Origin of the sequence: Petrotoga sp. Shatin.DS.tank11.9.2.9.3, from assembly GCF_003665005.1 — a bacterium.
Lineage (GTDB): Bacteria > Thermotogota > Thermotogae > Petrotogales > Petrotogaceae > Petrotoga > Petrotoga mobilis.
The window spans coordinates 133,974-157,288 of record NZ_JGVT01000001.1; the positions used below are offsets into that span (position 1 = coordinate 133,974).

General features: G+C 33.5%; 24 protein-coding genes. 10 read left to right on the forward strand and 14 right to left on the reverse strand.

Annotation, left to right across the window (positions count from 1 at the left end):
* Entirely contained in the window at window positions 1-1,113 is a 1,113-nt protein-coding gene (locus BZ25_RS00575) for an aldo/keto reductase (protein WP_012209455.1), read from the reverse strand.
* 24 nt (window positions 1,114-1,137) lie between these two features.
* Window positions 1,138-2,271, reverse strand: a complete 1,134-nt coding sequence (locus tag BZ25_RS00580) for an aldo/keto reductase (RefSeq protein ID WP_012209456.1) — start codon at window positions 2,269-2,271, stop codon at window positions 1,138-1,140.
* A 202-nt stretch (window positions 2,272-2,473) separates the two neighbouring features.
* On the opposite strand from BZ25_RS00580, the gene BZ25_RS00585 reads away from it, so the two are divergent.
* From BZ25_RS00585 to BZ25_RS00600, 4 genes are read left to right on the forward strand one after another with little or no spacing between them, the layout of a single operon-like run.
* A complete protein-coding gene (locus BZ25_RS00585; RefSeq protein ID WP_121515358.1) occupies window positions 2,474-3,610 on the forward strand; it encodes a sodium ion-translocating decarboxylase subunit beta in 1,137 nt (378 codons plus the stop codon).
* Window positions 3,611-3,663: 53 nt separating this feature from the next.
* Complete coding sequence (locus BZ25_RS00590; protein WP_012209458.1) at window positions 3,664-3,876, forward strand: ferredoxin family protein; 213 nt, start codon at window positions 3,664-3,666, stop codon at window positions 3,874-3,876.
* Window positions 3,877-3,913: 37 nt separating this feature from the next.
* Window positions 3,914-5,071 (forward strand): 2-oxoacid:acceptor oxidoreductase subunit alpha, encoded by a 1,158-nt coding sequence (locus BZ25_RS00595; RefSeq protein ID WP_012209459.1) that lies wholly within the window; start codon window positions 3,914-3,916, stop codon window positions 5,069-5,071.
* Window positions 5,072-5,076: 5 nt separating this feature from the next.
* Entirely contained in the window at window positions 5,077-6,546 is a 1,470-nt protein-coding gene (locus BZ25_RS00600; protein WP_121515359.1) for a GGDEF domain-containing protein, read from the forward strand.
* Here the strand turns inward: BZ25_RS00600 and BZ25_RS00605 are convergent.
* Both BZ25_RS00605 and BZ25_RS00610 read right to left on the reverse strand, forming a co-directional pair.
* Window positions 6,543-7,331, reverse strand: a complete 789-nt coding sequence (locus tag BZ25_RS00605; protein ID WP_121515360.1) for a sulfite exporter TauE/SafE family protein — start codon at window positions 7,329-7,331, stop codon at window positions 6,543-6,545. The two genes, BZ25_RS00600 and BZ25_RS00605, sit on opposite strands and share 4 nt — an antisense overlap.
* A 90-nt stretch (window positions 7,332-7,421) precedes the next feature.
* Entirely contained in the window at window positions 7,422-8,189 is a 768-nt protein-coding gene (locus tag BZ25_RS00610; RefSeq protein WP_121515361.1) for a ZIP family metal transporter, read from the reverse strand.
* Window positions 8,190-8,536: 347 nt separating this feature from the next.
* Between BZ25_RS00610 and BZ25_RS00615 the strand changes: the two genes are divergently transcribed.
* Complete coding sequence (locus BZ25_RS00615) at window positions 8,537-9,151, forward strand: DUF4897 domain-containing protein (protein ID WP_121515362.1); 615 nt, start codon at window positions 8,537-8,539, stop codon at window positions 9,149-9,151.
* Window positions 9,152-9,177: 26 nt separating this feature from the next.
* Window positions 9,178-9,942, forward strand: a complete 765-nt coding sequence (locus tag BZ25_RS00620; RefSeq protein WP_121515363.1) for a hypothetical protein — start codon at window positions 9,178-9,180, stop codon at window positions 9,940-9,942.
* Here BZ25_RS00620 and BZ25_RS00625 read toward each other — a convergent pair.
* The 9 genes from BZ25_RS00625 to BZ25_RS00665 all read right to left on the reverse strand — a co-directional run bounded on the left by BZ25_RS00625 (window position 9,923) and on the right by BZ25_RS00665 (window position 19,548).
* Window positions 9,923-10,729, reverse strand: a complete 807-nt coding sequence (locus BZ25_RS00625; protein ID WP_121515364.1) for a HemK/PrmC family methyltransferase — start codon at window positions 10,727-10,729, stop codon at window positions 9,923-9,925. The genes BZ25_RS00620 and BZ25_RS00625 overlap by 20 nt on opposite strands.
* Window positions 10,730-10,738: 9 nt before the next feature.
* On the reverse strand, window positions 10,739-11,044 hold the full coding sequence (locus tag BZ25_RS00630) for a metal-sulfur cluster assembly factor (protein ID WP_012209465.1): 306 nt from the start codon (window positions 11,042-11,044) through the stop codon (window positions 10,739-10,741).
* A 17-nt stretch (window positions 11,045-11,061) separates the two neighbouring features.
* Window positions 11,062-12,069, reverse strand: coding sequence for a peptidyl-prolyl cis-trans isomerase (locus BZ25_RS00635; protein ID WP_121515365.1), 1,008 nt, complete (start codon window positions 12,067-12,069; stop codon window positions 11,062-11,064).
* 13 nt (window positions 12,070-12,082) lie between these two features.
* Window positions 12,083-12,709: a ribonuclease HII gene (locus BZ25_RS00640; protein ID WP_121515366.1), complete on the reverse strand. Its 627-nt coding sequence runs from the start codon at window positions 12,707-12,709 to the stop codon at window positions 12,083-12,085.
* A gap of 25 nt (window positions 12,710-12,734) precedes the next feature.
* On the reverse strand, window positions 12,735-13,685 hold the full coding sequence (locus tag BZ25_RS00645; protein WP_012209468.1) for an ABC transporter permease: 951 nt from the start codon (window positions 13,683-13,685) through the stop codon (window positions 12,735-12,737).
* The gene (locus BZ25_RS00650; RefSeq protein ID WP_041534425.1) at window positions 13,682-14,758 is read right to left on the reverse strand and encodes an ABC transporter permease; all 1,077 of its coding nucleotides are present in this window, start codon (window positions 14,756-14,758) and stop codon (window positions 13,682-13,684) included. The genes BZ25_RS00645 and BZ25_RS00650 overlap by 4 nt, the downstream gene beginning before the upstream one ends.
* 39 nt (window positions 14,759-14,797) lie before the next feature.
* A complete protein-coding gene (locus BZ25_RS00655) occupies window positions 14,798-16,384 on the reverse strand; it encodes an ABC transporter ATP-binding protein (protein ID WP_121515367.1) in 1,587 nt (528 codons plus the stop codon).
* 109 nt (window positions 16,385-16,493) lie between these two features.
* Entirely contained in the window at window positions 16,494-17,594 is a 1,101-nt protein-coding gene (locus tag BZ25_RS00660) for a BMP family protein (protein ID WP_012209471.1), read from the reverse strand.
* 25 nt (window positions 17,595-17,619) lie between these two features.
* Window positions 17,620-19,548 (reverse strand): hypothetical protein, encoded by a 1,929-nt coding sequence (locus tag BZ25_RS00665; RefSeq protein ID WP_121515368.1) that lies wholly within the window; start codon window positions 19,546-19,548, stop codon window positions 17,620-17,622.
* Window positions 19,549-19,842: 294 nt separating this feature from the next.
* Between BZ25_RS00665 and BZ25_RS00670 the strand changes: the two genes are divergently transcribed.
* A complete protein-coding gene (locus BZ25_RS00670) occupies window positions 19,843-20,832 on the forward strand; it encodes a WD40 repeat domain-containing protein (RefSeq protein ID WP_147429918.1) in 990 nt (329 codons plus the stop codon).
* Here BZ25_RS00670 and BZ25_RS00675 read toward each other — a convergent pair.
* Window positions 20,813-21,838 (reverse strand): polysaccharide pyruvyl transferase family protein, encoded by a 1,026-nt coding sequence (locus BZ25_RS00675; RefSeq protein ID WP_012209474.1) that lies wholly within the window; start codon window positions 21,836-21,838, stop codon window positions 20,813-20,815. The two genes, BZ25_RS00670 and BZ25_RS00675, sit on opposite strands and share 20 nt — an antisense overlap.
* A 100-nt stretch (window positions 21,839-21,938) precedes the next feature.
* Here BZ25_RS00675 and flgB point away from each other — a divergent pair, with 100 nt between their 5' ends.
* The 3 genes from flgB to fliE are packed head-to-tail and all read left to right on the forward strand — an operon-like array spanning window position 21,939 to window position 23,077.
* On the forward strand, window positions 21,939-22,340 hold the full coding sequence (gene flgB / locus BZ25_RS00680; protein ID WP_121515369.1) for a flagellar basal body rod protein FlgB: 402 nt from the start codon (window positions 21,939-21,941) through the stop codon (window positions 22,338-22,340).
* On the forward strand, window positions 22,337-22,759 hold the full coding sequence (flgC, locus tag BZ25_RS00685) for a flagellar basal body rod protein FlgC (RefSeq protein ID WP_012209476.1): 423 nt from the start codon (window positions 22,337-22,339) through the stop codon (window positions 22,757-22,759). Before flgB ends, flgC begins: the two co-directional genes overlap by 4 nt.
* 18 nt (window positions 22,760-22,777) lie before the next feature.
* Window positions 22,778-23,077, forward strand: coding sequence for a flagellar hook-basal body complex protein FliE (gene fliE, locus BZ25_RS00690; protein ID WP_012209477.1), 300 nt, complete (start codon window positions 22,778-22,780; stop codon window positions 23,075-23,077).
* The last annotated feature ends 238 nt before the right edge of the window (window positions 23,078-23,315 follow it).

Consider the following 23,315-nt stretch of genomic DNA (forward strand, 5'->3'; position numbering starts at 1 on the left):
TTAGTATATTTCTCCCTTTCCAAGCTTGTAGTCTACCAATTTCAATTTTCTTATTATGGGTATATCGTAAGGACATCTTTCTTCACATATCCCGCATTCTGTACAATCTTTGAAGGTCTTATTGAGTTTGGAATAAGCCATTTTAGCTTCGTTTTGGTTTCCAAACCAGAATGCCAATCTTTCTCTCAGTGCATAATCTGGAGCCTCGTGGGGTTGATAATCCCTTATTTGTCTATCGTACCATCCCTCGTATTCAAACACTTTCATGATTTCTATATCTTCTGGACAAGGTAAACATTTTCCACATTGTCTACAGACATAATTTCCAAGTTCTGGGGCACGATAATATAAGTTTTCTACAGATTTTTTAGGTAATGGTTTAAAGTTTTCGGCTATCTGAATATCTCTTCTTAGCATGTCTTCGGAGTTCGCTCCTACAACCATTACATCTAAATCTTGAGTCAAAGCATAGTTTAATGCATCGTAAGTAGACCTGTAGAGATAACCATCTGCAAAAGCTTTCATTCCGACAATTCCCATGTTTTTAGACCTTGCAAAAGGAATGACTTCTTGATAAGTGCTCGGGAAATTAAATATATCCAAGTAGTTAAAACCTGTCATCACAACATCCAAGTCTATTGTTTTTATAAGTTTAAGCGCATAGTCCCCCAAACCATGGAAAGATACCCCTAACGCTCTTATAATCCCATCTTTTTTAGCTTGAAATAGATAATCTAAGGCCGACTCTTTTTTCAATAAAGCATCAACATCATCCTGAGTGGTAACATGGTGAAGAAACAAAATATCTAAATAATCTGTATTCAAGTTCTTTAAGGTTCTTTCTACAAAATGTTGAGCAGTTCTCTTATCTCGAGCGTGGCATTTGCTAGCAAGAATTATTTGATCTCTTCTATCTTTCAAAGCGTATGAAATTTTCTTTTCCGATTCACCATCTCCGTATTCGGCAGCGGTCTCAATGTAATTACCACCTGAAATTAGGTAAATATCCATTAGCTTTGAAACATCATCCTTTGAAATTTCTAACATATGAAACCCACCTAATCCTAAAAGTGAAACCTCAAACCCAGTTTTACCAAGGATTTTTTTATCCATAAAGATCACCTCTATAATTTTGGATCATGCTAATTCATTTTTGACTTGTTTTAACAACGATCTTATAGGTAAATGTTGTGGACATTCTGCTTCACAATCCCCGCATTCCTCACAAATAGAGGCATCTATGCCTTGTTTGATCAAAGTTTGATATCTTTCTTTTGCCTCTATTAAGTTATCAAAAATGTAGCCTTCATTATAAATACTAAAAATTGTAGGAATAGGTATACCGTTTTTACAAGGTACACAATAATTACATCCCGTACAATCTATCTTAGATTTACTCTTGTAAATATTTCTGACTTGTTCAATTGCTTTTAATTCTTTTTCACTTAAGGAATTTTGATCTGAGTCATCTGCTGTTTTAATATTTTCTATCACCTGTTCCATTGTGGACATTCCGCTCAGAACGGTAGTTACCTCAGGATGGTTCCATACCCATCTTAACGCCCAATAAGCTGGTGACTTGGTATTATCTAAATTACTAAAGATATCGAGAGCTTCTTTAGGTAATTTGTTAGCCAATTTACCCCCTCTAATTGGCTCCATAATAATCACCGCTAGACCTTTTCTGTTTGCATACTTTAATCCTGCGATTCCTGCTTGAAAATGTGTATCAAGATAATTGTATTGAATTTGACAAAAATCCCAGTTGTAAGAATCAACGATCGTTTTAAAGGTTTTGAAGTCATCGTGAAAAGAAAATCCGGCAAACTTTATCTTGCCTTTACTTTTTGCTTCATCCAGAAAATTCAAAACTTCTAGATTATAAATTTTATTCCATCTTTCTTTATCCAAAGAGTGTAACAGATACATATCTATATATTCTGTATCAAGTTTTTTTAGTTGTTCATCTAAATATTTTTCAAAATCTTGGTATTTATTTGCCAACCAAACAGGATTTTTGGTGGCTAAGTAGACTTTTTCCCTGTAACCATTTTTTAAGGCCCTACCTACAAATAATTCACTATTTCCTTGGTGGTAAGGATACGCTGTATCAACATAATTCACTCCGTTATCAATAGCGTATCTCAGCATATTCGTTGCCTTTTCTTCATCAATTTTAGAAGGATCTTTATTCAAAACAGGCAATCTCATACACCCAAAACCCAAGGCCGAAAGTTCTACATCGTACTTACCAAATTTTCTATATTTCAAAAGAGCACCCCCAGTATATTATTATGATAAGTTGACTTTTAGATTAGTTCGATAAATAAACTTATTCTACTTTTATTATACCAAAAAAATAATAAAAACTCTTTTTATATAAAGTAGAAACAGTAAATTTTTTTATGTTATAATAAAATACTGTAGAAGTGATTGAAAAAAATTTCACACTTATCTCCTAGGAGGTTTTTAAATGCTAGCGGAAGGCATACTCGACTTTTTTTCAAGTACTGGATTTATCAATCTTTCTTGGCCTCAAGTTTTCATGATACTTCTTGGATTGATTATTATCTATTTTGCTATATCAAAACACGCAGAACCGCTTCTTTTAATTCCATTGGGCTTTGGTATGGTTATAGCTAACATTCCCCCAGAATTAACAGGTATTCTCATGCCTCCTCAGAATGGCCAACCAGGCGGATTGTTGTGGTATATAAAATTGGGATTAGATACTGGAATCTATCCACCATTGATTTTTTTGGGTATTGGAGCATTAACTGATTTTTCTTACTTGATTGCTAATCCAAAATTGATACTCCTGGGGGGAGCTGCTCAGGTAGGCATTTTTATTAGTTTTATATTGGCGAGTTTTTTAGGGTTTGACCTTCATCCTGCAGCCGCGATAGGTCTTATTGGAGGTGCTGATGGTCCAACTTCTATCTACATAGCTTCTAAATTTTCTCCGGATTTATTACCTGTTATAGCAGTTGCAGCCTATTCTTATATTTCACTTATTCCTGTGCTTCAACCTTTTGTTTCAAAGTTACTTACCTCCAAAAGAGAAAGAAAAATACGTATGAGAAGGTTAAGGGAAGTTTCTAAAAAAGAAAGAATTATTTTTCCTATAATAACAACTGTTGTGGTTACTTTAATGGTTCCTCAATCTCTACCTTTAGTAGGAATGCTTATGTTGGGAAACTTATTGAAAGAATCAGGGGTGACCGGTAGATTAGCTGAAGCTGCCTCGCGTTATGTTTTAGATACAGTGACAATACTTTTAATGTTATCGGTAGGTGTTTCTGCGACGGCTGACGTATTTTTATCATTGGTTACTTTGAAAATCATATTGTTGGGGGCAGTTGCGTTTATAATTGCAATGGCCAGTGGAATAGGATTCGCAAAATTGATGAATTTGTTCGCGAAGGAGAAAATTAACCCCTTAATCGGTGCTGCAGGTGTTTCGGCCGTTCCGGATTCTGCTCGTGTAGCCCAACATATTGCTCAAGAGACTGATCCTGGTAATTTTATTTTAATGCATGCAATGGGACCAAATGTTGCCGGAGTAATAGGTTCGGCAATAGCTGCTGGTCTATTTTTAAGTATACTATAATATAGACATTTTGATAAAAAAAGGGTTATCAAACAAATGGGAGGAATAATCAAATGCAAACTACTAAAAAACATTTTAAAGTGATAATTAATTACAATTATTGTAAAAAATGTGGTATCTGTTCTTGGATTTGTCCCGTAAATGCTATAATAGAAGAAGAATTTGGTAAACCTGTTGTTCCAGATCCAGAAAAATGTACTGGATGTTTGCAATGTGAACGAATGTGTCCAGATTTTGCGATAAGTATAAAACAAATAGAGCAATAAAATAAAAAGGACGCGCTTCTTAAAAGAGGTGAACTTGATGGGGAAAATGCTTTTTTTACAAGGTAACGAAGCTGTTGGAATGGCTGCTATAAAGGCTGGATGTCGGTTTTTTGCGGGTTATCCGATTACACCATCAACTGAAATCGCCGAATATCTGTCTAGAGAATTGCCAAAGGTTGGAGGTACTTTTATACAGATGGAGGACGAGCTTGGAAGTGCGGCTGCCATAATAGGCGCCTCTCTTGCAGGTGTAAAATCAATGACGGCAACTAGTGGTCCCGGTTTTTCCCTTATGCAAGAGGCTTTAGGATACGCCATTATGACAGAGGTACCTTGTGTGTTTGTTGATGTTATGAGAGGTGGTCCAAGCACAGGACTTCCTACCAAACCTTCACAGGGAGATATAATGCAGATAAGGTGGGGAACTCATGGAGATCACCAAATTATTGCAATATATCCTTCTACAGTGGAAGAAGTTTACACATATACTGTCACAGCTTTCAATTATGCAGAAAAATATAGAACACCGGTTATTTTGGTCTTGGATGAGACTTTGGCTCACATGAGAGAAAACGTGTATTTTGATTACGAGAAAGAGAATCCTCAAATTGTTGAAAGATTAAAGGAAGTAGATTTAGGTGAGGAAGAATTGTTTTTACCTTTTGATATAGATGAGCAATTTGCAGTAAATCCGCTAGTTGAAATGGGGAAGTCAAGATTTCATGTTTCTGGCCTTGTTCATGATGAAAGTGGTTTTCCGATAAGGGATCCAAGCACAATATCAAAAGTTATTGAACATTTAGACTCAAAAATTAGATTATCAGCAGAGGAGATTTCTATCTATAGTGAGTACATGCTTCAAGATGCCGATATAGTAGTAGTTGCATATGGTAGTGTAGCCCGAAGTGCTTTGAAGGCAGTTAAACAAGCGAGATCAGACAAAATTCCTGTAGGCTTTTTTAAGCCTATCACTGTTTGGCCCATGCCAACCTCACGACTTAAACTAATATTTAAAAATGCTCAAAGTATAATCGTTCCAGAGATGAATACAGGGCAGTATGCTAAAGAGATGTCTCGGTTGAATAAATTGAACAGACATGTAGAATCTTTAACAAAAACTAATGGTGAGTTGATTACACCAGATGAAATATTAGACGTAATTATGAAAATGTGGGTGCAGATTACGGAGATGTGAATAGAATGAATATAAAATTGCTTGAAAAGTATCAATCAAAAATTAATTCAGCTTATGTAAACCCAGGTATTACACTTTTACTTGAAAACTTCACAAAAGAAGTTCTTTTTGATTTTGAAGTTACAGTTAAAATTCATTCAGATCCACTTCAAGTACCTGATAATCTGTATAAATTAATAAAGATATTTAATTCATTCTCTATTTTCACGATAAAAAATATAGAAGAGACTAATTTACTAGAAGAACAAAAAGTAGAACTAAAAAGATTTGAAATGGAGATCGTAGTTGAAATTAATTACGAAACACTTCAAAAAGAGGAAAGTATAGTAGTGTATGAGATAATTAGAAATGCATCTCCGTTAGTAGGATCAATGCTTACCGATATTCTACTCAACTCTTCAAAAATAGCCAATGTATTCAGGGCTTCAAGAATTATATTAGAAAAAGGGTATAAACCTGGAACTTCTATCGATGAAATGATATATATAACTATGACAGCGATAACAGGTGGCTTTGCAGGAGGATTTAACAGGGCTATCTTATTTGTTGAAGACAGTGGTGATTTCAAGGTTCATAGAGTTATAGGACCTGAAAATGAAATGGAAGCCCACAAAACTTATGAAAAGTTTGAAACACTTGAAACAAACATTGATTCATATTTGTCTCAATATGAGTTTGGAATGAGTTATTTTTCAAATTTAGAAAAAAGGATAAAAGGTATTATTATTAAAAAAGAATTGTTAATAGATAATGATCTTTTTAAATACGCAGTTGAATCGCATAGCACTATTAAATTACCTGTAAGTCGATTGGAGGAAAAGATAGTAAATTTACTTGATTTAAGAGGAGAAATAGCTATTTCACCAATAGAAATAGAGGATGAAAAACTTGCGTTTTATCTTTGCGATAATAGATACAACGGAAAACCAATTACAGATGATCAAATCGAGATTCTAGATTATTATGCCAAAGAAAGTGGTGTGATGTGGCAAAACAAAATTTATCAGAGTTTATTAAAAAAAGATGCTCAGATAGATCCTCTTACAGAGATTGGAAATAGAAGAAGTTACGAAAATTATATTTCTTCTATAAAATATTTAAAAAATCAGAAAATAGCCTTAGTAATAGTGGATTTAGACAACTTCAAAGAGGTAAACGATACCTATGGTCACGAAGAAGGAGACAAACTCTTAAAAGGATTTGCACAACTATGTGTTGATAATTTGAGAAAAAAAGATAGTATCTTCAGATATGGTGGCGATGAATTCGTAATAATTTTGGAAGATGTTAAAAAAGAAGAGGTTTATTCTATTTTGAAAAGAATAAACCGTAAACTAAAACAAGAGATGAACGTTACTTTTTCTGCGGGAGTAGCCTATGGTAACAGTGATGAAATAGAGTCACTTTTCAAAATTGCCGATCAAAATCTATACAAGGCAAAAGCAGAGGGGAAAAATAATATTATCATCATTTAAGATATTATACCACCTATAATTGTCATTGCCCCTAAAAGGATAAATGCAATTCCAGCAATTTTGCTAAGCTTTTCTTCTGAAACGTTATTAGCGAATATTGCGGCCATTTTTGAACCCAAAGCACCACCTACAACCGCAAAAGCTAACAAATCCAAAGGTATTGGGGAATACAGTGCATGAGAAACAGCTCCAGATAATGCTGTAAAAGCCATTATAAGAACAGAAGTTCCCACTGCGACGTGAATTCTGTATCTTAAAACCAATGTAAGTATGAGAAGAATCATTACTCCTCCACCTGCACCAACAAAACCGGCTATAAAGCCTATTAATAAACCCCATAGTACTGAACTAGTAATTCTGTTGACATTACTTGTATTTGAATTGTTTTTATGTTTTTCTTGAATTGATTGTATCCTTTGATGTAAAGGTTTCCTTATGAAATTAATACCGATTAATAAAATTGCAAATCCAGTAAATCCGCCTAATCCAGCGGATGGAACATATGAAGAAATCCAACTTCCAATGATAGCTCCAGCAATTGCACTTATTGCCATCTGTATTCCAGATTTTAAATCAATATTTCCATTTCTTCTATAAGTATTTGCAGCTACTAACGATGCTACCACATCAGTTGCAAGACTTATTCCTATCGCTTCAAAGGCTGGAATATTTAAAAAAGTTATTAAAACAGGCACAATTACGGTTGCAGCACTTGCTCCGATTATTCCTGTAACTACACCAGCGCCCCAACCTGCTATAACTGAGATTATGTATTGACTTATCATATTTCGACCTCCCAAGTATTTTTATTATACTGTCTTCAGAAACTCTAAAACAGGAATTTTGAAAATTAGTTTATTTCAAAAAATTAATTTTCATCCCAAGGCTACATCGAGAACCAACATCAATAAAAATCCAAAAATCAGTGAAAAAGTAGCGGTTCTTTCGTATCCATGAGAGTGGGTTTCTGGGATTATCTCATCACTAATAACGTATAGCATAGCCCCTCCCGCAAATGAAAGGAAAAAAGGCAAAGCCGGAGCCATTAATACCACTAGAGATGCCCCGAGTAGGCCTCCTATAGGCTCAACTAATCCCGTCAAAAAACTCCAAAAGAAACTTTGTTTTCTTGAATAATTAGCTTTAATTAAAGAGAAAGCTGTCGCTGTTCCTTCTGGAATATTTTGTAATCCTATAGCAACTGCTACAGTAATACCATTAGAGATCATTCCACCACCAAAACTTACTCCTACAGCCATACCTTCTGGAAAGTTATGGAGCGCTATTGCAATAACAAACAACCATATTTTCTTTAAACGTGCCAATTCTGGCCCTTCGTACCCTTTTAAGAAATGTTCATGGGGGGAAAAAGTATCCATTAATTCAATAACAAGAGCGCCGAGAAAGATTCCTAAAACGGTTATTAATATTCCACCAGTGTCTAGAGAGGGAATTATGAGTGAAAAAACAGTAGCTGCAAGCATAACCCCAGCAGCAAATCCTAAAAACATATCTAAATTTTTTTCGCTTAACTCTTTTTTGAAAAACAATACAGGGATAGCTCCCAATGTAGTTGCCAGACCTGCAATTAGGCTGGCGAATGTTCCGAATGCCCATATTTGAGTGGCAGTTAATCCGTCCATCTAAGTCCTCCTCGTGAGTATTATTTTTTAAATTGGAGCAAAACAGAACTTCATAAATTTTTTAATACTTTCAAATATACTCTTTTCATACAACTACTGAGAATAATTATAATATCTCTGCTTTGTGTAAATATTACAATCAATATAACTTTAAGTTAGAATTACGATTAGAACTTTTTTGTTTAATCTGATCTAATTTAATGATCTTTCGAGGTGAGTTGATTGGCGAATTGGGCCGATCTGTAAGAGATATTGACTAAATTATCAGGCCTTAAAAAAGCACTTGATTTATGTTATAATAAAAAGAGTAATCGGCATATTAAAGAACATTTATTAGGAGGAATCACATGGCTAACGATCCAAATCAAAAAAGGGGTAATAGTTTTAATTTCATAATCATAACATTAATTTTCTTCGCTGGGTTAGCTATCTTTCAATTTTTTATGTACAGAAATTTGCAACCACATTTCCAGGTAACGACAAGAGATATTACATTTACCATTTACGAAGATCTTTCCGTGGATTTTGCAACCAACGTGGAAATACTAACAGAAAACGAGAGAGATTACGAAACCTTGGTAGAAGGGTTTAGCACCCCTGATGAAGAAAAGCTTTCTCTCTTTCAACAATCTTTGGATAATTTAAAGGAACAAATTCCAAGAGATTTCGTGGTTTTATCCTATGAGTCAACTGTAAATTTCAATTATCCTATGATTTATGTTGATGAAACCGTTAAGTTGGAAGGATTCGTTTACAGAAATGAGAATGGAAATATTGAATTTTCTCTTCCTGGGCAATTTTTAAGTGACCAAAATGAGCAAGTAACAGTGAATATTCATTATCCTTATGGGTGGGAAGTCTTAAGTGTAAATCCTACTCCCACTTATATAGAGCAGAACGTAATAGGCTACTCATATACTGGAGCATTTGGTTATCCTACGATAGAATTCAAATCTGAATAAGCTATAGTAATAATGGGGGAGTTGTAATGGTTGTTTTGTATTTATTAGTTGTATTATCTCTTACAATATCGATTGTAAATATTTTTCTTATGATCCGTTTAGGGCGTTTTTTACAAGAAAATAGCGAGACTGGTGAAAAATATGAAAATTTTGAGGAAGAAAAAAACCTCTATCTAGCAAGATTCCAGAAGATAACGTCTACAAGGTTGAGAGCCTTGGATAATAAAATTGAATTGGTAGATCAACTCATGAAAGATTTAGATGATGCTTATGCTAAAACTTTTTCATTGTTGACAGATTTAGAAAGAAAATTAGATTCGTATAAGAGGCAGGAGTTAGAAAATAAGCTCCAACCTTCAAAAAGCTTAGAAGATCAAAAGAATGATGAAGATCAAAAAGACATAGTTGACAAAGACGATAAGGTAAGGGTTTACGAGCTTTCACGAAAGCTGAATATGTCAAGCAAAGAGTTGGTTGATTTTATTAATACAAATACTGCTTTAGATGTTTCTAACCATTTGGTAAAGTTGTCACCGGAAGAAGAAAAGATGATAATTGAAAAAGTCAAAGGAGTCCCGACGGTATCTTCAAAGAACGAGAATAACCCTTCAAATGTTGATAAAGATAAAAATATAAATAAAGATTATAATAATTCTAAATACGACAAAACCAACAGAATTCTTGAACTATCTGAAAACGGCTACAGCCCTCAAGAAATAGCAAAGGAATTGAAAATCGGCGTAGGTGAAATAATGCTAGTTTTAAGTTTATTTAATAATCAGGAGAAATAAAGATGAATCTTTCTTTCTTAAAAGAGTCAGGCAAAATTTGAACTTTTCCTATCGCTGATAGAATTTCAGCGGTTTTTCTTACAGTAAATTCACTGGTTTCAAACAAAAGATATTTAGATTTTAAAAGATGAGAATAATTGGATATCTTTTTAAAAAAACTTTGACCATCGTATCCCCCGTCAAGGGAAATTCTAGGCTCGTAACTTAAAAAACGATTTTTTTCTACGAAAGAAGTTTCAACGTATGGGGGATTCGAAATTATCAACTGTACTTCGTCAATCTCTTCCAAAAATGGATCTAAGCAATCACCAATTTTAAACCCAATATTGACACCTAATTTCTCAGCGTTGTATTGAGCTACTTTTATTGCATCTTCTGAAATATCAGAAGCCCGAACTTTAATTTTTGGTAATTGTTTTTTTATCGAGATTGCTATCACGCCAGAACCTGTCCCTATATCAATTACATTTTTTATATCTTTGTTTTTTATAAGATTTATTGCTAATATTACTAAATCTTCAGTTTCTATCCTAGGTATTAGTACGTTTTCATTTACAAAAAACTCATTTCCTAAAAAAGAAACTTTTTTGGTAATGTATTCTATAGGATAACCTTCTTTAAGGTGTTTAACCAAAAAATAAAAAGTTTGTTCAGAAATTTCTACTTCCCAGTCTTTTAAATAAAACGATATATCTTTATCTTCTATTTTTGATAATTTTTTTAATATACGAAAGGGGGAGATTTTAAACTCCCCCTGAATTTTACCTACTAAATCGGTTATCTTCATTATCTTACCTCAAATACCCAATAGATTTCTAACTTCTTCACTCGCCATCTGCGGATCCCAAGGGGGGTCAAATGTAAGTTCAATATCTACATCGTTGATTTGTTCTATTTCTTTTACCTTCTCTTTAGCATTTTCTATTATCAAACCAGCCAAAGGACACATCGGCGTGGTTAAAGTCATCAAAATGTGAACGTTATTGTTCTCATCTATATCAACTTTGTATATTAAACCTAGAGAAACAATATCGAAACCAATTTCCATATCATAAACCTCTTTCAGAGCATTTATGATTTTATCTTTTTCTATATCAGGCATATGTGTCAACCTCCTCTTCAAAACATGTCGGAATTGAGAATTATTGAAGATTCTTCTTGAAATTTTTGGAACTCGTTCGGTAAAACTTTATCAAAGTACTCTTGAGCTTTTTTGTCTTTTAAGTTAAAAATTATTTGGTCTTTCGCTTCATCAAAAGTCAATTGTTTTTCTGGATATTTTCGTTCTATTTTTAAAAGGGCATAGGTACCGTTTTTAGCATCATACAAAAGAGGAGTTGTAATGAATCCTGGAGGATTGGCTTTTACAGTTTGCACTAATGAATTTGAATCATCTTTAAGGTCTATTCTCATAGTAGTGGCTGAATCGGTTTGTTCAAATACTTCATCATATGTATAATAACCTTCAATAATACGATTGTACGTGTAAGAAGCATCTTCTGTGCTATTGAATATAATCAGCTTTATATCAGCTGCGGGATCGGATTTATAAATAGCTTGGTTACTTTGATATTCCACTGTCATTTCTTCTTCGGTTATTTCTGTTTCTTGAATAATTTTAGTATAAAGTGCAGAAATTGAATTGTTATATAGTGTTGAATAAAATGCATCCTCTATATAATTTGTTTTTGAAGTGTAACCGATTGCTAAAAGGTAATTGTCAATTTCTTCATCAGGTATGCCAACATCTTTAAAGGTTTTAGAGAAGTTTTCTTCAATTGTGCTCCAGATTTCTTCTCGTTGTAAGTCTATGTTTTTTTGCTCAACAAACTGTATAAAAAGAACTTGATTGACGATCTTTAGAGCTTGATCCAGTAAATAAGTGTTCATGAGTTCGACACCTGTAGCTGTTCTGGTTAAAACAGAATAAAACTCAGGGTAAGAATTATAGAGATCTGACAAAAGATATACTGTTTGAGATCTTGATATTAAAAGTTCTTCATTGAGAGTTTCATCGTTAACTTTTGCAAAGGTTGTTTGTTCCAAGGGTTGATAAATAATTTCAGGATAAAGAACGGTGGAAATAAAAAAAACAAAAAATAACAATAAAAGATTTTTTTTCCTCAATGTCTCTGCCTCCTCATAAAATTCCTTCTTCGATGAATCGCTTAATAGGATTAAATGTTTTTCTATGCTCTGATATTATACCATACTTTTTTATGTTTTCAATGTGTTTCCTGGTAGGATAGCCTTTATGGGTTATAAAGCCATAATTAGGATATAGTTCATGTAGTTGATTCATATATATATCTCTTTCGTATTTTGCTACAATAGATGCGGCTCCTATCAGAGGGGATGTTTGATCTCCTTTGACAATACAATCGTAGTTATAATCAAGTTTGAAGAACTTTCCATCAATAATTACATAATAATCGTTGGCGTTTTCCTCTACGATTTTTTCTAATAACTTAATCATTGCTAGCTCAGTTGCCTTGAATATATTTATTTCATCTATCAATTGTGAAGTTGAAAAATTGCTATAATATTTAAAATTTCTCGTTATTTGAAAGTATCTTCTTTCCCTTTGTTTTGGAGATAGTGATTTTGAATCTTTTCCAATTTTTGCTAATAACTCACCCTCTTTTTTTGATTCTATAACAACAGCACCAACAAAAACAGGCCCAGCTAATGGGCCTCTTCCAGCTTCATCTATACCAATTATTTTTTTGTACTTATTTAAAAGAGTTATTTCAATATTTTCTTTCATCTTAACCACCTTTGAAAATAACTATTTACTCTTTTTCGTAAGGGACTCCGTCAGCTGCAGGTGCTCTTGTTCTACCAACAAATCCTCCAACGACAATTATAGTCAAAACGAAAGGCAATAAATTTAGTAAAGCTTTGATTTCTGAAGGGAGAACCATCAAAGTTTGAAGTTGAATGTTCATAGCTTCTGCAGCGCCGAAAAGCAAAGCTGCCCACATAGTCCCAATAGGATTCCAATTGCCTAATATCATAGCTGCCAAGGCAATGAATCCTTTGCCCGCAGGCATCTGTTCTTGAAACTGTCCTATGTCCCCCAGGGCTAGATACATTCCTCCTAATGCAGCAAGAACTCCACTCATTAAAACTCCAAAGTATCTTATCGCTTTTACGTTTACACCTAACGTATCAGCAGCCCTGGGATTTTCCCCTACGGATCGCATTCTTAAGCCTAAAGGAGTTTTGTAAAGTAAAAACCAAGATCCAATGATTACTACTATTGCAATGTAGAAGAAAGAACTGATCTCTCCAAAAATTTCTCCAATGAAAGGAATGTTTTGAATTGCCTCAATTTTTACCGTTGGGATTTTAGCAACAAAGTCTGTTTGACCTTCTTGTCCAAAAACAGGTTTCATCAAAAAGCCAGTGAATCCTTGAGCGATTAGAATCAAAGCTGTGGCAGAAACGATTTGATTTGCCGACCATTCTATAGAAACATAGGCATGTAAAAATGCCAAAAGTAAACCTCCGGCCATACCTAAAAGAAGTCCAATCCAAGGGTTTCCAGTAAGAAAAGTAACAGCCACACCGATGAAAGCACCTAATTTCATTATACCTTCTAAGGCGATATTTGTTACTCCGGTTATTTCACTGTACACTCCTCCAATTCCTGCAAAAATTAAAGGTAAGGCGGAAAGAATTGTTAATTTATAAAATAAAGGTGAAGCAAAAGCGGTAAATATAGCTTCAAACCAATTCATTCATCTTCACCACCTTGAAGTGTATTAGGGGATTTTTTCTTTCCGAGCTGAGAAGCCTTTATGATCCAAGTTCGTATTATTCTATCCGCTGCGACAAAGTATATTATTATTCCTTGTATAACAACAATAATATCATCTGGTACACCTATAGTTTGCATAGCATTTGAACCAGATCTTAGTGAGGAGATGAGAAAAGCTGCAAAAATAATACCTATAGGATTGTTTTGACCGATCAATGCAATAGTTATTCCATCAAAACCTCTATCGCTTGTAAATGCACCAAAAATTCTATGATGAACGGACATAACTTCTAAAGCACCAGCTAAACCAGCTAACGCTCCTGAAATAGCCATTGTAAGTACAATATTTTTACTTATTGATATTCCTCCATACTCTGCTGCATATGGATTGAATCCCACAGCTTTAACTTCATATCCAGTTGTTGTTCTCTCTAATATTATATAAATAACAATTGCCGCAACGATGGCTATTAAAATACTAGAAGGAATGGTAGATGCTTGGACTGTTAACAGTGGAGGAAGTTGAGCACTTTCTGCAATTTCAGGGGATTTTGGAACGCCTGCACCTACAGCAAATGGTCCGGCTACCAGATAATTGGTAATATGATAAGCTATCCAGTTCAACATAATGGTAGTTATAACTTCGTGGGCACCTGTTTGAGCTTTAAGCCACCCTGCTATAGAGGCCCAAAAGGCTCCTCCAGCCATCCCTGCCAGAATAGTCAAAGGTATTGCTATAGCAGAAGGGACATTACCTAAGCTCAGTCCTACCGCTACCGCCATTATCCCACCCATGGCCATTTGACCTTCCGCACCTATATTGAATACTCCTGCTCTGAATCCAAATCCTACAGCCAAACCAGTTAGTAACAAACTTGTCATTTTTGTTATATTGTCCGCCCAGGAAAGCCTGCTACCAACTGCGCCTTTAATCATAGCTCCATAGGCTTTTAAGGGGTTTTGGCCTATGGCTAAAATTATAATTGCTGCAATTAAAAGTGAAACTACAACCGCTAAAAAAGGAACTAGAAAAGACATCCATCTTGATTTCATAAGTTTTGAGGAAGAAGTCACTTTATTAGCGCCTCCTATTTATAGACTTTTAATTTCTCCAGCCTCTTCCATTAATTTTACTTCATCTAAACTCTTTCCTGCCATCATTAAACCGATCTCTTCGATTGTTAATTGACCATTTTCAAATTCACCCATGGATTTTCCTTCATACATAACCATTATTCTATCAGATAGAGACAAGATTTCGTCGAGTTCCATAGATATAAGTAAAATAGCAACTCCTTCTTGCCTCAAGTGTATCAATTCTTTGTGAACATATTCTATTGCTCCCACGTCTAATCCTCTTGTTGGTTGAGAAACAACTATAAATGTTGGTGAAGTGCCAATTTCTCGCGCTATGATAACTTTTTGTTGGTTTCCACCAGACAAATTTCCTGTATATATATCAATCTCAGGTGGTCTAACGTCAAATTTTTCAATGAGATCTTTGGAGAAATCCCTTATACCATCAAATTTTAGGAATCCTCTTTCTGAAAATTGTGGTTTGTCATGAGAACCTAAAATTAGATTAAAATAATTTGGGAATTCATGAACCATACCTCTTTTTTGTCTATCTTCAGGTATGTGAGCTATGCCTAGCTCTCTTAATTCTTTCACAGATAAATTACTGACCTCTTTCCCTTGAAAATAGTACTTGCCTCTTTCTATTTTTCTGAGCCCAGTTAAGGCCTCGGCGAGTTCAGACTGTCCATTTCCTGCTACTCCTGCGATCCCTAGAATCTGGTTTTTTCTAACTTCAAAGGTAATACCTCTTACGGCATCTAACTTTCTATTGTCTTTTACCCATAAATTTTCAACTTTCACAAGTACTTCTCCTGGTTCTATACCTGGTCGATCTATACTTAGAACAACTTCTCTTCCAACCATCATATTAGCCAATTCTTTTTCGTTTGTCTCTGAAGTTTTAACGTTACCCGTAACCTTCCCAAGTCTCATAACGGTAATATTATCGCTTATCTCCAGCACTTCTTTCAATTTATGGCTAATGAAAATAATAGTCTTACCATCTTTTTTGAGACTTCTCAATATTTCAAAGAGCTCTTGAGTTTCTTGGGGGGTTAAAACTGCTGTTGGTTCGTCGAGAATTAAAATGTCCGCTCCACGATAAAGTGTTTTAATTATTTCGACTCTCTGTTGCATTCCTACAGGAATATCTTCGATCTTTGCTTCTACATCTACTTTGAGTCCATACTTTCCTGACAATTCCTCAACATCTTTTTTGGCTTTTTTAAAATTAAAAATAACTCCCCTTGTGGGTTCGTTTCCTAAAACAACGTTTTCCGCAACTGATAAATTTTCAACCAGCATAAAATGTTGATGAACCATGCCTATACCATTGTCTATAGCATCAGAAGGGCCTTTGATATCAACTTTTTTTCCTTTTATGTAAATCTCGCCGCTTGTGGGTTGGTACAAACCATAGAGTTGATTCATCAAAGTGGTTTTTCCAGCGCCATTCTCACCGATTAGTGCATGAATCTCTCCTTTTTTTACTTTAAAGGTAACTTTATCATTTGCAACAACCCTGGGAAATATTTTAGTTATTTCTTTCATGTATACTGCATAGTCATTTAACTCTTCATGGATATTTTCTGTTTGAGGCATCTGCAACCTCCTTTCAACTTCAGGAATAAAAGTTTTAACAAACTTTGATAAATAATCTACAAAATAGGCGGGATTTTATCCCGCCTCATATTTGCAATAAATGAGTAAATTAGAATGGAAAAACTATATTACTTGCATTAAAGGAACCTAATTCAGCTTCGCTTTGAGGGATATTGATTTTTCCTTCCTTGGCAAGTGATTGTAAATATGCCAATTCTGCTATTACTTCGTTTGGTATAAGTCCCTTGGTATATTTCATTGGAGATATTCCAACACCGTCATCGACTATACCTAAGTTGTTATGTCCAGATTGAAAATATCTTGCTGACAAAGCTGAGTTGATACCATCAAAAGTTGCTACATCGATCTTTTTTGTGATACTAAGTAAAACATAACCAGGTGCCATATAATCTTGATCAACATCGACTCCTATTGCGAAGTAACCCTCACCTTTTTCATAATATTTATCTATAACCTGTTGTAGAGGCGCATTTGCTGGTAAACCGTAGAAAGACATTCCTTTTTCTTTTGCAGCGTCGATGACACCATTACCTGTTGCACCAGCGGCTGCGAAGACGATATCTGCGCCGTTGTCGTATTGAGAAAGGGTTAACTGTTTGCCCTTTGCCGGGTCTTCAAAACTGGCAGCGTACCCGATTAAAACTTGGACATTGGAACCATGGATTTGATTGTAGGCTTCAACTCCTGCTCTGTAACCTATTTCATATCTTTTGACCGGGGGTATTTCTATTCCACCAACGAAACCTATCTTACCTGTTTTGGTCATGGCAGCCGCTACGTATCCACCTAAGAAGCCTGCCTCATGTTCTTTGAAGGTGTAAAGGGCTAAATTGTTTGGGACCGTTTGACCTGGAGATGGTTCTATATCTATTCCTATGAAAAATGTATCTGGATATTGAGCGGAGATATTGAATAAGGCATCTGCCATCATAAATCCAACTCCAATTACTACATCTCCTCTTTGAGCTGCGTTGGTTAGATTTGGAATATAATCAGTTTGTTCCTTGGAAATGATTATTTCTCCCTCAACATTTGGAAGTTGATCCATAGCCATTTGAACTCCAGCCCATGTTCCGTCGTTGAAAGACTTGTCTCCCAAACCACCCACATCAGTTACCATAATAACTTTTAAAGCGAAAGAACTTACAAACATTAAACTGATTAAACTAAGAACTAGCAACTTTTTCATGTTTTCCTACCTCCTTTGGGTAAATTTACTTGTTTTTTTGAAAGTAAAAGTTTCTAACAAACAACAGAGAAGTTAAAAGTAATAAAATTATTCCAAATATATAGTTTATAGTGTAGTCAACAGTGTGAATACTAGGATAGCCAGTTTGGCTGAAAACCTGAAGGGGAGTTACTTGTATGAAGCTAAGAATGCTTATTATATACATAGATATTAAAGAAACAAATTTTGTGATTTTCTCTTCAAAAATGACAAGAATCGTTAAACTTAAAAAAAACAAAAGAAAGATTTTTGTACCATAAACAGTGTTATAGGCTCTTAAATTTATTTTGTCGACCTTTTCTATGTCAAAAAAGGTTTTTATACTGGGTAACAAGGGATCGATTAGATCAGTAGATTGAAGGAGTTGGTTTGAAGTTTCTATGAATTTAGATTCGAATTCTGCATCAGAAAATTTTAACACATCGTTGGCTTGGACTTTTAATGCGTCTAACTCATTATAAATATTTCTTTCTGCAATTTCTGATGAATTAACAAAGTCAATAACCTCTTTTGAAAAATCAAGTGGTATACTTCGGTAATTTTGTACTTTATCAATTTTCAAGCCGTCTCTATTTGTTTGAACCGATGATCCTTGTAGGTTTGACAAAACTTGTGAGTTCAAAAGATCAGCTAAAAAAGATGAAAAAGTTGATCTATAAAAAGTGTTGACTTTTGAGTATTCGCTTCCTAAGTATGAATTCAAACTGGATATAGTTTTATGCAATGGAGCATGTGGGTAAACAACAACATCGTTCAATAATTGAGTTTCAAAAGTGGAATTATCAAACTGAGTATTATTTTGCATCAAAAGATCGTAAGAATAATATGAGGGTACGAATAAAGTAAGCAACACCAAGAAAAAGATGGAAAAGTTTATAATTTTTTCTGTAAAATTGGTCATTTTTCCGAAACTTTTAAAGAGCAAAACGGCTAAAAACAAAAACACAAAAGTAACTATATAACTTCCATATAGAAAGGAAGATATTGTATCTTTTATAGGATTGTAGAAGATCAGAAGATAGACAAATTCAACTCCAAAAATACTTAAAGCTGTCACCCAAAGATACTTTCTTAAAAATAAGAAAGTTATAAGAATCAAAACAGCATAGATGATAATTCTTATAAAAGAAATATTAGTCCCAGTCTTGCCTTCCTCAATAAATATTTGAGTGACTTGTTGTACTTGGCGGTTGGTTTCATCTATTAGCGAATTGACATAATTGTAAGAAAGCTGATCTATCGCGATTTGGAGTGGCCTTCCAGTTATACCAGATTGTACAAGCTGCTGAATTCCTTGTTCTAAACTTTCTCTATTTTCTAATATTATCTCATTAAATTGAGGATTAGCTTCCCCTTCATATATGTAAAATCTTTTATCTAAAATCTCAGCCTTAGATTCGAATCTTTCAATATTAGTGAAAGGAGCGGTATCAACAATTCCCAAAGAATATATAATAACGTTGCCAAAATAAGTTAAAGCATCATTTTCTAAAGATCTTGTATAATCTTGAACGGTTGCAAAGTAGGCTGGCATAGATCTAATCATCTCTTGTGTAATTTGTTCGCCAGAAAGATCGGATTGAACATACACTAAGAATCCCGCAAAAGCCAATTTTTCTTCAATTGTAGTTAATTGAGACTCTACATTGTCATAAATCTGAGAAAGATAAGTTTGAATATTTGTAGGTCTATCAACGTATTCAGCACTTCCTATCATTTGAGTTCTATAAAATCTATACAATCCTAAATTGTTAAGTTCTTGGAAAAAAGAATTGAATTCTTCGTTGGAAAGATTACCATCACTGTTGTAGGTTTGAATAAGCGATGTATAAACATCTCTAACTGCTTCAACATCGAGGGTGAAAGCTGTTAAAGAAAAAATGACTGTAATTAATAAAATGGCTAATTTCTTCATCTCTATCCTCCAAATTATGTAATTATTTAGAACAACAAATAAATGATTGATTTTATTATATCATTTTTTTTGTAGTTGTTCAACCTTGGATTATCTTAATTATACTTGATTATTAGTAATTATATCCTTTTAAAAACGATTAAAGATGATTAAGAGCTTTTTCATTAAAAAATTAAGGTAATTAAATGTTGATTGAGAAAATCTGATGTGGTAAAATAATCCTATAAAATACTTATAAGAGGAGAGATTGATATTTCAAAAAAATTTCATTTCTTAATGGTTCTATCTATTTTTTTGGCAGCGTCTTTATTTTCAGAATCAATTTTTTTAGAAGTCAACAATTTCAACATTGGGGAAAGAGCATTTCATATAGATTTGGGCAAAAATTACGCGATAATTGCCGATTACCAAGGTACAGCTCATTTTATAGATATCTTTACTTTAGAAAAAATTGAGTTTACACAAGCTATCTTACCTATGGGTGGAGCATTCGATGGAGAATTTTTTTATGTTATTGATAATTACAATAAAGAATTACTAAAAATCAAAAACAACAAGGTGATGCAAAAATTAATCTTAGATTCTAAACCTGTAAATATAAAACTTATAAACAACGAATTGTACATATTAGGCACAAATCCTTTTAAATTATACATTGTCGATTACAACCTGTTTATAAAAAAATCAATGGTCCTTCCTGTGCATAGCCCGTTAATTAGAAATATAGGCAACCAAGTTTTTATACCTTTATTTGATAATTTTCAAAACAACGTGTTTTTAACCGATTTGCTTTTTTTGATTCCTAATAATGATACTTATATTGTAAATTATAACCATATAGAACATCCTATAGATATTGTAGGATCAAATGGAATCATTTATATGGTTTCGTATTACAATGGCAATTTGTATAGGAATGATTTCAGAAAACAGCCTAAAATAGCTCAATTTGGAAGGTACACTACAAACATTGAGATATACAAAAATAATATTGTGGGCAATTCTCTCATGGGTGGTGTTTATTACTACGATCTCTCCTCTGGTGAAACCAACGTTATTTTAGATGATGTACCAATTAGTGATATTTCTGTTTCTCCCAATGGACAATACTTATTCGCTATCTCACATATAGAAAATAAGCTTTTTGTAATTGAGGGTACGAACGTCTATCAAACAATTGATACCTACAATTATCCAATCGACGTTGAGTCTCCTACCGATAATGTAGTTTTGGTACTTTGTACCGATTCTTCGAAGTTACAGGTTATAAGATACTTTGAATGAGTGTTTTAATATCAAACACCGTTTTTTGTAATTTATCTTTGTATATATCAGAAATTTCTTTGAAATCATAATTTGAAGAAACGGTGTCGTAATAGATAAAGGGTATTTCAGGAGTGCTTTTATAAAAAAAGTTGTAATCTTCCTTTATGTTTTTTAGGACTCTTCTATTCTTAACATTGTTGAAAGTTAATGTTTGCCCAGCAAAAAAGATTCCAGTTAGAGCACTGTGTAAACGATCAGATATAATTATTTTAGATTGAGAAATTTCTTTGGTTATTTTATTTGGGTCTTTAAAAGGGAATTCAGCGGATACCTTGGTTTCTTTTCTAATGTTTTCAACTAATTCATAATTTTTTAATGTGTCTTGGGTTGCATTTATTACTAAAGTGGAAAGTGTATAATGTTCAAAAGTTGATAAGAATTCTGTTAAAAGCTGTAAATCATGTTCTTCTTTCAAACAAACTGATATTTTGTCTGTTTTTTTATAAGTATAATTTAAAAAAGGATATGGTCCTACATCTACACCTAGAGAGATATTTTTATTGTATTTTTTTGCAAAGACATAAGATGTTTCATCTCTCAAATTAGCGTAAAGTTTTGGGTAAGAAAGGATTTTCTTTAATTTTTGGAGGCTACGTTTTTGGTTAAAAGATCCAAAACCTTGGGATAACAGTAAGATTGTTTTATTAAACTTTTCCCCCAGGTGGGCTATATAGTAATAGTACATAAAACTTCTGTAAGATGTTTCGGATTGAAAAAGGTTTCCTCCTCCAAAAATTATAACATCACTCTCTTTTATAGTTTTACGTATTTCGTAGAAATTGAATCTTGGAACAGTGATTATTTGAAATCTATATTCTTCATCGAATTCCAACTCGTTTTCAAGAGGTAAGAATATAATTCCATCGAATTTTATTTCATTTAATATTTGTAAGAAACTTTTTAACAATAGGTCATCTCCATAGTTGCCGTACCCATAAAACCCAATTAAAAAAATTTTTTTCATCTTTTTTCCTCCAAATTAATTATTTAAAAATCATTATTTAGGAAAATGTTGTTTTTGAAAAGAAAAATAAAATAGATAAAATAAAGGTGGGTGAAAATTATTGTTTGATAATATCAATTTTGAGATTATTCCAAATACTATGGATGCATTATCTTTAAGGCAAAATGTGATTTCTCAAAATATAGCAAATTATGAAACACCTGGGTACAAAAGAAAGTACGTTGATTTTGAAAACGAGTTACAAAAAGCGTTGAGTGAAGATTCAGCTTTGACTCTTAAAGTGAATAGAGACCAACACATAAATAATACCTTATCTTTAGGAAAAATTCAACCAAATATTCAAATAGATAATTCCAAATCGCTTAGAGAAGACGGAAACAATGTCGACCCCGATATGGAATTGGTAAGAATGACTCAAAATACCTTAAAATACAATACTTTATCCAGATTGATGACCTATGCGATACAAAGATATGAAACAGCTATTAGAGGTGGTAAATGATGGATGGGTTATTTAAGGTTTTGGATATTGCTGCAAGCGGTATGACAGCAGAAAGATTTAGGTTAGACGTTATTTCTCAGAATTTGGCTAATTCAGATACAACTAGGACAGAAGAAGGTGGACCTTACAGAAGAAAAGCAGTAATCTTTCAAGAAGCACTCAGTGAAAGTACAAATGGAGATAGGAATTTTGGCGGAGTGAAAGTCTCTTCTATAGTAGAGGATCCGTCACCTTTTAGATTAGTATATGACCCAAACCACCCAGATGCAGACGCTGAAGGATACGTTAGTTATCCTAATGTCAATGTATTACGAGAAATGGTCGATATGATGTCTGCCCAAAGAGCTTATGAGATGAATGCAGCGGTTGTAAATTCAGCCAAAAGCATGTACAATTCTGCCCTTGGAATAGGCAGATAAGTAAGGAGGTGAGCATTGATGACAGAAGGTATAAATGGAATAAATGGGATTGACCCCAATAAATTAGCTCCAGAAAAAACTAAACAAGAAGATAAAAATTTAGACTTTTCTAAATTATTAAAAGATGCAATTGAGGAAGTAAATTCAATCCAAAAGAATGCTGATAAAGTTGCAGCAGATTATGCCGCAGGCAATATAACGGATATACATCAAGTTATGATTGCTGCAGAAAAGGCTTCTCTTTCGTTACAATTAACAACAGAAGTTACAAATAGAATCGTTGAAGCATATAAAGAAATAATGAGAATGCAGATTTAATTATGTTTTTTCTCCCTTATAAATATTATCAATTTGATCTTTAAATGGTTGGGTATTTTTACCCAATCTTTTTGTTTTATTATATTTTATTAAAATTTAAAAAAAGTTGATAAAAGTTTGTTATAATTTATGCATATAGTGAATAGTGATTATTATATAGTCTTCATCATAAGAAGATAATCAAAAATAAGATTTTGATTTTAAATGATTTATAGGACCAATTGTGGATATTCGCCAA